Source organism: Lentzea cavernae, from assembly GCF_014653695.1.
Taxonomy (GTDB): Bacteria; Actinomycetota; Actinomycetes; order Mycobacteriales; family Pseudonocardiaceae; genus Lentzea; species Lentzea cavernae.
The window spans coordinates 60,887-73,372 of sequence record NZ_BNAR01000016.1; the positions used below are offsets into that span (position 1 = coordinate 60,887).

Genomic DNA, 12,486 nt, shown 5'->3' on the forward strand with positions numbered 1-12,486 from the left:
GCACCTTCTCATCCGAAGTGGACACTCGATGCGGGCTGAGTCGCCCAGAAGTGGTCCCATGCAGGGGTGAGCGGTGCGGAGGACACGACCCATCTGCCTGCGGCCCTGCAGAAGTTCTTCCAGGTGGTTCTGGGCTTGGAATGGCCGGAGGCGGGCGAAGGCGGGCTGAGGGACCTGCGTCACGCCTGGTGGGACGCGGCCTCGGCGGTGGAGGACTTCGCGGACCTGGTGGGGGCCGATGCGGTCGTGCTGACCGAGGCGTTGCACGGCGCGCTGGGTGATCAGGTCGTCGGGTATCTGCGTACCGATCTCGCTGATGGTGTCACCGAACTGGTCGCGGGCATGCGGGAGTTGTCGCGTGCGGCGGGGACCGCGGCGGCTGACGTGCAGAAGGCCAAGATCATGTTGATCGCGATGGCGGCGCTGGCGTTGGCGACGGTGATCTCGTTGCTGTACTCGTTGATCTTCTCGTTCATGATCCCGGCGGTGGAGGCGGCTGCGCAGGTCGGCTTGCGGTTGGTGTTGCGGGAGCTGGCGGCGAAGATCGCGTCGTTGTCGGTGCGCGAGGTGGGTGCGGCGGCGGTGAAGCTGGGTGTGGACGCGGCGAAGTTCGGTGCGTTCGGTGGTGCGTTCATGGGTGGCCTGGACGGTGGGATCCAGCTCGGGCAGATCGCGGCGGGCGGGCGGGAGAGTTTCGACTGGGAGTCGTTGAAGGGCTCTGTGATCGGCGGTGTCGTCGGTGGTGCTGTGGGTGGTGTGGCGCACGGGTTGTCGCGTGGTGTGGTGTCCGGGCTGTCCGCGGAGGTGCGCGGCCGGGTGTCCGGTTCGGTGCGGGCGTTGGGGCACTTCGGTTACGCCTCGGCGCAGGTGGCCGCGGCGGGTGTGAGCAATCCGTTGATCAACGTGGCGACGGGGATGCGCGGCAACGTCTGGGACGGCATCATCGGCGCCGCGTCCCGCGGCCACGCCGCCGGCAGGACCGGTGCGGACGGACCGGAGACCGGCACGTTCGCCGTTCCCGCCCTCGAACTGGACCTCCTGCGGGACGGAGATCTCCCGCTGGAACAGGAAGTGCTGGCGGCAGCCGGTTTCGTCGGCGCCGAACCCGCGGCAGCTCTGACGTCCGCCTACCAGGTCGAGTCCGCAGGGGGCGCGGTCTTCGCCACGGCGCGGCCCTCAGACGTCCCGGCACGTCCCGAGATCCGCGTCGCGCGGGACGGGACGCTGGCGATCAACGGCTGGAAGCCGGTCGCCGGGACCGGACCGGTGACCGAGGCGCGCGAGTTCTTCGCCGCTCCCGAGGTGCTGGCCGCCGCGCAGAAGACGTTGCGGCGACTGGGAAGCCGCGTCAGCCTGGCCGTGGACGACACCCGGATCGTGCTCGGCGACGGCACGCGGCAGGTGCTGCACCGCGTGGTGCCGAGGACCGGAGAGCTCACCACCGACTCTTCTTCCCACGTTGCCGGTGTGGTGCAGAACGGCCGTCCTGACACCCTGGTCCTCGGCAGCGGCGACCAGACCGCGTTCGTGCCCATGAGCGTCGACGGCAGCGAGGTGACCGGTGCCCGCCACCTCGCCGAAGGTCTGGTGGAGACCGCCACCCACGGCGAGCCCGCCGCGCTGACGCCCGGCAGGGCCGCCGAGTTCGCGCGCCGCGACCAGCCCGGCACCCCCGGCTCGCTCCCGGGACGGAGTTACGGCGAACTGGTCGCGAACCGGGCGCTGCTGGACGAGGTGTCGCAGAACGCGGGCGTCAACCAGCACGCCTGGGCGAAGCCGGGCCAGATGTACGTCGCGGTCCCAATTCCGGAAGGCCGGCCGGTCCTCGCGGCGGACCAGGCGACCGGTCACCACTTCGCCACCGTGATCGCGGAGAGCGCCGACGGCAGGTCCCAGATAACGCTGGAGAACTACTCCCGCAGTGGCGAGACGCACGAGATCGTGCGCGCGGCCGTCGAAGCCGAACTGCGACGGGGCAGTGGTGATCCCGCCCTGGCCGCGGCGCTGGAGGGTGTCCGGAAGACCGGGTTCGACGGTGCGGACCCGATCGCACGGGCGCGTGCCGGGCAGGCGATGGCGACACACCTCGGCCTCGTGCCGGGCCCGGAGCAGTGGCACTTCCGCATGTACACCAAGGATTCCGGTGAGACGTTCTTCGACCAGCACGCCCAGGGCAGGACGATCGCCCCGCTCTTCGTCGTGGCCGCGGGTGGCCTGTCCGGCTTCTCACCGGTGACCGTCGGGTTCGACCAGGGACAGCGCACCGCGCCGGCGGACGCGCTCGTGGGCGTGCGGTCGACCGCACGCGACGTGGCCAGGGCGGCCGTCGCGAGGGCGGACCTGGGACTCCCGCTCCCGCAGGTGACCGTCAGCGGGTTCAGCGCCGGCCGGGCAGGCTTCGCCGACGCCGTGGCCAGGGGCAGGGCCGAACAGGTGCTGGCCACGTTCCAGGAAGCCGTGGCAGGGGAGCTGCACCGGTTGCAGGGCAACGAGAAGACGGTCGAGGAGATCGCGGCCCACGTCGAACTCGGCAGGGGTCACGACCGCATGGCGACGCTGCGGGTCTCGTTCGACGAGCCCGCCGCACGCGACCCGCGGCACGAGGCCGCCCTGGCCTACGACCGCGTCGCTCACGGTTTGCCGGAACTGGTCCTGCCACCGCAGGAGCTGCGGTCGAGGATGGCCGAGTTCGACGCGCTGGCCGACGACTTCGTGCACCACGCGCCGTCCGCCGGCACCCGTGACCGGCTCACCGGCGTCGACCGCGCTCTCGCCGCGGTGACCGATCCGGCGCTCAAGGCCGGAGTCCGCACGTTCGTCAACGACGCGCTGCTCGCCTCCAGCCTCACCCCGGTCAGGGAGACGTCCCTGCACCTGGTGCCCGCGAACAGGATCGACCAGCTGCTCGACGACCTGACCGCGGAACTGGCGCACGGACGAGATCCGTTCGCACGACGGTCCTCCCCGCTGCACGGCCTGGCCGCACCGGAGAACGCGCCGCTCCCGGTCCGGCTCGCGACCCTCGCGCTGACGAACCTCAGTCCGCCGGCACGGGAGGCGGTGGCCGCGGGTCCGTTGTTCACCGCGCTGACGGCGAGGCCGGAGGCATTGGTCGAGTCGTTGTTCGCCGCCACCGGGTTCGAGGAGCAGTACTTCATCACGACCTGCGTTCCCGCCGCGGTGAACAGCGCGGTGCGCGCGAAGGTGCCCACCCTCGCGTCACTCCTGCACGTGGGCCGGTCTGTGGCGGACACGACCGAACGTCAGATCACGAGGGCGAGTCCCGAGGCCAGGCAGAAGGCGGACCGGCCGTTCGGGCGGAGCCAGGAGACGATGGCGCGCAAGCGGATCGCGGACGCGCGGACGGAGTTCACGGCCGTCGAGGACCGGGCACTGCGGCTCTCCCAGGGGGAACAGACCCGCGCCGTGCGGCAGGAGTGGCGGCAACTGACCGTGCGGTGGTCGCGGACGATGCAGAAGCTCGCCGCTGCCCAGCTCGATCTGCCCGTCGTTCCCGTGCTCACGCGCAAGGTCATCCGCGGCGACTGGACGGCGAGCGTCGCCGTGATGTCCTCGGTGTTCCTCGACCGGCCCACCCGGCGCCGCACCGGCGTGGACCACCAGAACTACCTGGGACTGCTGCAGAGCGAGCTCGCGATCGAACCCGGCGGCGGCCTGTTCGGCGCCGACGAGGTCTCCAGCGAGCGTTCCCCGGCCGTTCCGCTGGCGGACGAGCTCACGACGCCGCAGGACGTGGACCGCTTCTGGGACCGGGTCGCGGGCCGGGGCGGCACCGTCCTGAGCACACCCGACCACGCCGTGCACCTCGGCGCGGGGACAGTCGGCGGAAAGCGGGTGTTCGCGCTCAACGATCCGATGTACGCCCGACCGGTGGTCCTGACCCCGGACGCGTTGACGGCCTGGGCTGCCAAGGAGGACGCGGCGGCCGGGCCCGCCCTGTTCGGCGGGTCTCCGGCGACCGGTGGCGCGACGGCGGACACCGCCGCGTTCCTCACCGGAGGCCCACCTGCCCGCGCGACCGGGACAACCCGTGAAAGCCAGGTGCCGCAGCCGGTTCCCGCAGGCCCTGACGCCCCGGTGGCACGCGACGTCCCGGCGGATCCGGTGGCGGCGCGCGCCTGGCTCGAGGAGCAGGCGCGGGTCGCGGAGGCGAAGCTCGGCAAGCTCGACAGGGCCGCCGAAGAGCGTCTGATGGCGGAGGCCGTGCCGATCGTGACGAGGTGGTACCAGCCTCCTCTCGCACTCGGGCTTCCGGTGACGCGGTCGGACCGGCCGGAGCAACGCCGCTTCGTCGACGCCGTGGAAGCCGTGGTGGCGCAGTCCTTCCGGCACCGCGGCCGGGTGGCGGCGGTGGCTCTGGCCGAACGCCTGGCCGCGGTGCTGGGCGCCGCGCCCCCGAGCACCCCGGTGGGCGGTGCCAGGGGGCGCACGACGCCCTCCACCGCGTCCCTCCTGGCGCCGCCGGTGCCCGACGACGTCGCCACCTGGCGTCCGGACCCCGGCGGGAACGGCCCGCGCACGCTGAGGGCGTACCTGGACCAGGTCGATCGTCCCGGCGTCATCTCGACCGAGGTCGGTGAACGAGGAGCGGTGAGTCCGGAGACGAGCATCTGGGTCACGGCGTGGGTCGACGGCATGCGTCTCGCCGTCGACGTGAACGGCAGCCCGCACACCCCGGCCACCGCGGCCCGGTTGTCCGGTGGTCTCACCAACGCGCACGTGGTGGCGTCCAGGTGGCGGAGGACGGCGAACGCGAGCCTGAGCGCGCCACCGGAGGAGGTCGTCGCGTGGCGGCCGTCCACGAGCGGGCCCGGCACCCTGCGCGAGGTGCTGGAACAGCGCGACCTGCCGCCGGGCAGCACGCTGACGCGCACCGGCGCGGGCGAGTTGCACCGGGCGGTCCAGGCCTGGGTCTGGGCCTGGGCGGACCGGTGGACGAATACGGGAGGCGCCGGTCCGGCGGTCGAACCCGAGACCGTCGCCGCTGCCTCGGGCGGCCTGCTGTCGGTGGACCAGGTGCGCGACCGGTACGGCGCGCTGCCACCGCGGGAGGTCGTGGAGTGGCGTCCGGCGGCGGACGGGCCCAGGACGCTGCGCGAGGTGCTGGAACAGCGTGACCTGCCGCCGGGCATCTCGCTGGAGCGCAACCGCAGAGGGGCGCTGAACCAGGCCACGACCTCGTGGATCCGGGCCTGGGTGCAGGGGATCGGGGACCACCTGGTCGACGGCCGGACGATGTCGAGGTCGGACGTCGCCGAGCTGTCCGGTGGCCTCGTCAACCCGGTCACGGTGTCGCAGTGGCTGCGGCACGAACAACCGCCGGCACCACCGCGGGCGTTCCTGACCTGGGCGCCCGCACCGGACGGCACCTGGCCGCGCACGTTGCCCGAGTTCCTCGCGGAGTACCCGTTGCCGCCGGGGATCACGTTGGCGCGCAGGCCGGGCGGCACCCTCGGGACGGGCATCACCTCGTGGATCAAGGAGTGGACCCTCAGCCGGCTCCGGGAGCGCGCGGAGGCCACCGGCTTCGAAGGAGCCCTGGCGGAGGTGACCGCACTCGTCGGCGGGCTGGTCTCACGGGACACCCTCGGCGACTGGGTGCGCGATCCCAGGTCCGCCGCGCTGCCGTCGTTGCCGCAGGACCTCGCGTCGTGGCTGCCCGCCGACCAGTCGGGACCGCGGACGCTGCGGGAGCGCCTCGACCAGCTGGGCCTGCCCGTCTACCCGCACTGGGTGCGGGAGTGGGCGAGGGGGATGCGGGGCCGGATCGGTGACAGCGCAGAGCCGCTCACGCCCGCCGAGGTGGCGGGGATGTCGGGGATCGCGAGTGCGGCCGAGGTCAGGCGGTGGTGGCCGCGTTCCTCCGCCGGGCCGGTGGTGCCGGACGACGTGGTGACCTGGCGCCCGGAGGAGAGCGGGCCCCGGACGCTGCGCGAGTACCTGCGTCAGCGCGACCTGCCGGAGAACATGTCCTTCGACGTCGGCGGAGCGACGCGGTTGTCCAACAACGCCCTGCGGTGGCTGAAAGCGTGGGTGCAGAACGTCCAGAGCACCGGTGTGCACGGTGAGCACCTCACCGCCGACGCGGTGGCCACGCTGTCCGGCGACCTGGTGGTGGCTTCCACGGTGAGGTGGTGGTGGCCGAAGCAGGACGTGATCGAACCTCCCGCGCACGTGGTGCGGTGGCGGCCGGCACCGGACGGCACCGGTTCCCGGACCCTGGCCGACCACCTGGCAGGCGTCGAGCTCCCGCTGGGCATCAGCTTCGAGCGCACGTCCGGTTCCGGCGGTGGCTCGCAGCGCATGCCCGGCGGCGCGACGGAGTGGCTCAGGCGGTGGGCCGCCGGGATGTTCCTGGAGACCGACGAGAACGGGCGCGCCCTCGAGCCCATGGCCGTGGTCGAGCTGTCCGGCGGTCTCATCTCGCGCACAGTCGCTTACCGGTGGTGGAGGCAGGAGGCGGAGACGACGGACAAGCGGCACCTCCCCGACGACCCCCCGACGCGCAAGCGCCGTGCCACGATCACCACGGGCATGGCGGAGGTCCGGCTGGACCAGGGGCGGCACGAGATGCGCTGGGAGAGCGGTCCGGGTGACGACGACGTGCGGATCGTGCGGGCGATCCGGCACGACCTGGTGCCCGACGCGGCGATGGACCACGCGTTTCCCTGGCGTGACCCCGAAAACCCGGTGGAGCGGGTGTACGCGCCGTTCGCGGCCGAGGACGGATCACTGCATCCCGCCGTCCGGGAGGGCGCGGATCGGATCACCGCGCGCATGAGCGGCGGCAAGGCGTTGCTCAAGGCGATCGCCGCCGCACCCGGCGACGGCCGGCTCGCCGATGCCGGGCAGAAGGAGATGGAACGGCTGTGGCCCTTGCTGGAAGCCGACGTCGCGCGAGAGGTGCGGCGGCTGGTGCTGGGGTCACAGCCCGGCTGGACCGCGCCCGCCAGGCCGGTCACCCTCACGCCCGACCTCGTCCGGCCGCACGAGCAGGTGCTCGTCGGCAGGTGGGGTCTCGGACTGTCCACACCGGACGCCCCGCCCGCTGACCGGCCGTCCGTGACGAACGGGCGCGTCCTCGGGCTCTACCTGGGAGCGGTGCTGCGCGGCCAGGAGGACAGGGAGCGGTGGGGCGCGGAGCACCCCCAGTTCCCGGGCTACGCCATGCAGGCGGGCAGCTTCACGATGACGGCGGAGGGGGCGGCGAACTTCACCGCCTTCGCCAACACCGGGCTCCTCGCGGACAGCGCGTCGCCGCAGTACGACCACGAGGCGATCAACGCGCAGTTCGTGCAGTTCGTCGTGACCGTCCCGGACGGCACCGGCAAGCCGCGGAAGCTGCCCGTCGTCGCCATGGTGCTGCTGGACAACGCGTTCGACCCCGTGGCGAACCCTCACGGGATCATCACGGTGGACTACGGCGACGACTACCTGACGTTGTTCGAGCAGCCGGTCAAGCAGGAGGTCACCGAGGATCCGCCGGCGACCCCGGACGCGGCGCGGGCGTGGCTGGCGGACCAGGCGGGTGCGGCTCGGGCGAGCCTGGGCAAGCTCGGCGAGGCCGCCTACCGGCGCCTGATGGCGGAGGCCGTGCCGATCGTGTCGAGCCGCTACGCGATTCCCGTCGACCTCGGTCTCCCGGCCACGCGGTCGGACCGGCCGGAAGAACGCCGCCTGGTCGACGACGTGGAAGTGGTGGTGGCGCGGGCTTTCCGCGATGGTGGTCATGCCGAGGCAGTGGTGCTCGCCGAGCGTCTCGCCGGGGTGCTGGGCGCTGCTCCGCCGCAGTCGCTGCTGGGAGCGGCCAGGGACCAGACGTCCGTGCGCACCGCGGCCCGGTTGGCGCAGTCGGTGCCCGCTCACGTCGCGGCCTGGCGCCCGGCCCCGGACGGAACGGGACCGCGCACGTTGATCGAGCACATCGCGCAGCTCGACCGTCCGGCGGGTGTCTCGGCCGAGCGCGACCGGCAGGGACGGGTGAACGCCGAGACGCGGGCCTGGGTGCGGGCGTGGCTCGAAGGGTTGCGCCACGACGTCAACGGCAAGCCGTACAGCGCCGCGGCGGCCGCCGCGTTGTCCGGTGGCCTCGTGAACGCGAAGTCCGTGAGCCACATCTGGACCACGGCGTCGAAGGGGAACCTCCTCGAGACCCCCGAGGAGGTTCTCACGTGGCGTCCGCGGGCAGACGGGTCGCAGACGTTGCGCGGGTTCCTCGACCAGCTCGACCTCCCGCGGGGCGTCGACCTCGGACGTGGTTCCGGCGGGCGGCTGAACCACGTGGTCGAGACCTGGGTCCACGCCTGGGTGGATCGCCTGCGGGATCCGGGGAACGGCGGCGGTCCGGCGATCGATCCCGAGCGCGTCGCCGCCGCGTCAGGCGGTCTCGTGACGGCGGAGCAGGTGCGGGAACGGGAGGCGGCGCGACGACCGGTGAGCCAGCTCCTCCCCCCGCGGGAGGTCGTCACGTGGCGGCCCTCGGCGGACGGGCCGCAGACCCTCCGCGAGGTGGTCGAACGGCTCGACCTGCCACCGGGCATCTCGCTGGAGCGAGACGGCACCGGCAAGCTGAACGCCGCCACGAGGTCCTGGGTCGAGGCCTGGGTGCGCGGCTTCGGCGACCGCGTGGTCGACGGGCGGCTCGTCACGACCGGGAAGATCGCCGAGCTCTCGGGTGGCCTGGTCGTGCAGAACACCGTGTCGCGCTGGCTCCGCGCGGGGCAGCAGACCGCGGCCCCGCGCGCCGTGCTCGACTGGACGCCGGCCGCGGACGGCACGGGACCGCGGACGCTGGGCCAGTTCCTCGACAACCACCCGCTGCCGCCGGGGGTCACCCTGGTGCGGAAGGGGAACGGCGGTCTTCCCACGACGATCAACTCGTGGGTCAGGGAGTGGCTCCTCGCACGGGTCCGCGAGCGTCTCGCGTCCACCGGCTTCGACGCCGCGCTCGCGGAGGTGACCGCACTCGTCGGCGGGCTGGTCGGCAAGGACACCATCGACGGCTGGGTGGCGGACATCAGGTCGTCCGCGCTGCCCGCCCTGCCCCAGGACGTGGTGTCGTGGCGCCCGACCGGTTCGTCGGGACCGCGCACCCTGCTGGAACGCCTGGGCGGGCCGGTTCACGCGCACTGGGTGCGGGACTGGGCGAAGAGCATGTGGGACCTGCTCAGCGACGACACCGGCCTGCCGCTCACCGCCGCGGAGGTGGCGCGGATGTCGGGTGGCCTGGCGAACGCCGAGCAGGTCGCCCGGTGGTGGCCGCGGGTCGGTCCTGAAGTCGCCGACGCCGCGGTGCCGCCGGACGACGTCCTGCACTGGCGCCCGCTGGAAGGCGGATCCGGCACGTTGCGCGAGTACCTGCGGCAGCGGCCGCTGCCGGCTCGCGTCTCGTTCGAGACCGGAACGAGCCGGCTGTCCCTCGCCGCCGAGCAGTGGGTCAGGGCGTGGGCGCAGCGGCTGCAGGGCGTCCGGCTGCACGGCGAGGTCCTCGACGCGGAAGCGGTGGCGCGGCTCTCCGGTGACCTGGTGGCCGCGCGCACCGTGACGTCGTGGTGGGGCAGGCCGGTCGTGGCCGAACCGCCCGCGCACGTGGTCGCCTGGCGACCGGGGCCGGACGGGCCGCGGAACCTGGCCGAGCACCTGGCGGGCCTCGCACTGCCGCCCGGCATCAGCTTCGAACGCCGCCGTGCCACGGGCAACCGCGCGCCGACGCTCGCACCCGAGGCGATGGCCTGGGTCGAGCGGTGGGCGGCCGGGATGTCCGAGGAGGTCAACGGCGACGGCCGGCGCCACACGGCACGCTCCGTGGCCGAGCTCTCCGGCGGGCTCGTCGCGGAAAGCACCGTCGTGCGCTGGTTCAGGAAGACCGCCGAACCGAAGCCGATGGCGTCGAGGCCCGCGACGGAGTCCGTGGGACCGCGTCCTGCCAAGCGGTACCTGCCTGACGACGGCTCGGCGGCCAAGCGCCGTGCCACGGTCGAGGCGCGGCTGGACCAGGGGCGGCACGAGATGCGCTGGGAGAGCGGTCCGGGTGATGACGAAGTCCGGATCGTGCGGGCGATCCGGCACGACCTGGTGCCCGACCCGGCGATGGACCACGCGTTCCCGTGGCGTGATCCCGGAAGTCCGGTGCGGCGGGTGTACGGGCCGTTCGCGGCCGCGGACGGATCGCTGCACCCGGCGGTCCGGGCGGGATCCGATCGGATCACCGCGCACATGACCGGCGGCAAGGCCCTGCTGAAGGCCATCGCCGCCGACCCCGCTGATCGCCGGTTGCCCACCGTCGGGCCGAGGGAGATGGAACGGTTGTGGCCGTTGCTCGAAGCCGACGTGGTGCGCGAAGTGCGGCGGTTGGTGGACGGTCCGCAGCCCGGCTGGCGGCCTCCCGCGCGACCGATGATCCTGGCGCTCGAACACGTCCGGCCGCACGAACAGGCACTCGTCGGCAAGTGGGGACTCAGTTTGTCCACTTCGGACTCGGTGTCCGCCGATCGTCCATCGGTGACCAACGGGCGCGTTCTCGGGCTGTACCTGGGCGCGGTGCTGCGCAGCAGGGCCGAGGAGGACAGGTGGGGTGCGGAGCACGTGCGGTTCCCGAGCTACGCCATGCAGGTGGGCGGCGCCGGCGTCTACACGATGACCGCGGAGGGGGCGGCGAACTTCACGGCCTTCGCCAACACCGGGCTCCTCGCGGGTGCCCGCTCGCCGCAGTACGACACCGAGGCGATCAACGCCCAGTTCGTCCGGTTCACGGTCACGCTGCCGGACGCCACGGGCCGGATGCGGAAGCTGCCCGTCGCCGCGATGGTGTTGCTGGACAACGCCTTCGACCCGGTCGCGAACCGGCACGGCATCGTCACCGTGGACTACGGCGACGACTACCTGGTGATGTTCGAGGGGTCGGTCAAGCAGGAGGTCGTGGACTGACGGGCCCAGGCGGGAGCGCGTTCGGGGCGGACGCCGATCCCCAGCAGACGGGCGGGACCGCGTTGCAACCACGGGTAGCGGCCCAGCAGGCGCATCGGCGGCGGCAGCTCCGAGTGCTCGACCGCCTCGTCCTGCTGGTGCATGAACCGTTGCAGGCCCTGGGTGAGGGCGGTCGGCCACTGGCGGCGCCGTTGCACCCGGCGGGCGGCACGGTCGATCGCGCGTGGTCGTCCGGCGAGGAGCGGGCCCGCGAGGTAGCGGGCGGCGGCGACGGCGTCCTGCACCGCCAGGTTGATGCCGATGCCGCCGATCGGGGACATCGCGTGCGCGGCGTCGCCGATGCACACCAGGCCGGGCCTGCTCCAGCGGCGCAGCCGGTTCAGCTTGACGTGCAACAGCTTCACGTCGTCCCACGACGCGATGCCGGCGACGCGGTCCGCCAGCCACGGGTGGAGTTCGACGAGCTGTTCGTGCAGCGTGCTGATCGGGCTCTGGCGCAACGCGCTGTCGGCGCCACGCGGGATCAGGTAGTTCATCTGGTAGTAGTCGCCCCGGTCGAGCATCACGAGCAAACGCTTGCCACTGCGGCGAATCGTGCCGCCGGCGTCCTGGTCGTGCGGCAGGTGCGGCAGCCGGAGCCACCAGGAGTCGACGGGGACGTCGAACTCCCGCAGGGGCAGACCGGCGCGCAGCACGGAGTCCCGGCCGTCGCAGCCGACGACGAGGTCCGCCCACAACTTGCGGTCGTCCTGGAGTCCTGCCGTTCTGTCGGTCCAGCGGACGCCCGCGACCCGGCCGTCCCGCATCAGCGGTGACAGGACCTCGGCGTTGCGGATCAGGCGGAACGCCGGCTCGCGTGCGGCGGCCTCGGCGATCGTGTTCAGCAGGTGCCACTGCGGGACCATCGCGACGAACGGGTGCGGTGCGCGCAGCCGGGAGAAGTCGGCGACGGTCGCCTCGCCGGAGTCGAACACCATCCGCATGCGGCGCATCGGGTGCCACGGCAGCGTTTCCACCTCGCTCCACAGCCCGAGCTCGTCGAGCAGGGTCAGGGTGGACGGGTGCACTGTGTCGCCGCGGAAGTCGCGCAGGAAGTCGGCGTGCTTCTCCAGCACCGTCACCTGGACTCCGGCCCGGGCGAGCAGCAGGCCCAGGAAGAGCCCCGCCGGACCGCCCCCGGCGATCACGCATCCGGTTCGTTCCATTGTCTCTCCTCAGTGGTGGTTCAGCCGCGTCAGGGCCGAACCGGCACGCGGGCAACGCCTCCAGAGCGCCGCTCCTCAGTGTCGGCCCGGGTTCGGGGGGAAGCGCCCACAGGCCGGACGGAGTGCACGGCCGCGACACGATCTCTGCCCTGCCGTCCGGAAACCGGGTCCGTGCCGTGGACGAGGTTCAGCGAAGGCACCTGGGTGCGCGAGGGCACACGTGTTGTCCGAACCCGCTTTCTTCCTTCCCCTGCGCGTGCGGGACTGGTGGGCTCGCTCACGTTGTGGCCGAGGAGAGCCGAATCGTGAGTCGAGTTGCCGTCGCAGGCGAGTT

2 protein-coding genes are annotated in these 12,486 nt (G+C 72.8%); one reads left to right on the forward strand and one right to left on the reverse strand.

What is annotated here, in order from left to right; genetic code table 11:
* Window positions 1-66: 66 nt before the first annotated feature.
* Window positions 67-10,947: a WXG100-like domain-containing protein gene (locus IE307_RS36905; protein WP_191304093.1), complete on the forward strand. Its 10,881-nt coding sequence runs from the start codon at window positions 67-69 to the stop codon at window positions 10,945-10,947.
* On the opposite strand, the gene IE307_RS36910 is transcribed toward IE307_RS36905, so the two are convergent.
* The gene (locus IE307_RS36910) at window positions 10,899-12,152 is read right to left on the reverse strand and encodes an FAD-dependent oxidoreductase (protein ID WP_191304094.1); all 1,254 of its coding nucleotides are present in this window, start codon (window positions 12,150-12,152) and stop codon (window positions 10,899-10,901) included. The genes IE307_RS36905 and IE307_RS36910 overlap by 49 nt on opposite strands.
* Window positions 12,153-12,486: the final 334 nt, after the last annotated feature.